General features: G+C 58.9%; 1 protein-coding gene. It reads left to right on the top strand.

What is annotated here, in order from left to right; all coding sequences use genetic code 11:
- Positions 1–287, top strand: a 287-nt coding sequence (locus AF337_RS32725; protein WP_160320397.1) for an ABC transporter permease subunit, incomplete at both ends; no start/stop codon positions are given.

The following is a 287-nucleotide window of genomic DNA, read 5'->3' as shown; positions in this document are numbered from 1 at the left end:
GGCTTCTCTCACCGCTTTCTGGCGCGTGCGCCTCAACGCCAACGAGATCCTCGTTTCACTGATGCTGAGCCTCGTTGCGGCGCAACTGCTGAACTACCTGCTGCTCGGCCCCTGGAAGGATCCGAACGGCTTCAACTTCCCCCAGTCGGTGATGTTCCAGTATGATGCGATGGTGCCTACCCTAATCGCCGGTACCCGCCTCAATGTCTCATTCCTCATCACGCTCGCCTTGTCGGTTGCGGCCTGGGTTTTCATGCAGAGGAGCTTCATGGGCTACAAGCTGCAGG

It is taken from the genome of Rhizobium ecuadorense, assembly GCF_001187535.1.
Taxonomy (GTDB): Bacteria; Pseudomonadota; Alphaproteobacteria; order Rhizobiales; family Rhizobiaceae; genus Rhizobium; species Rhizobium ecuadorense.
The sequence above is the reverse complement of the archived record's forward strand: the minus strand, read 5'-3'. Positions and strand labels throughout refer to the sequence as shown.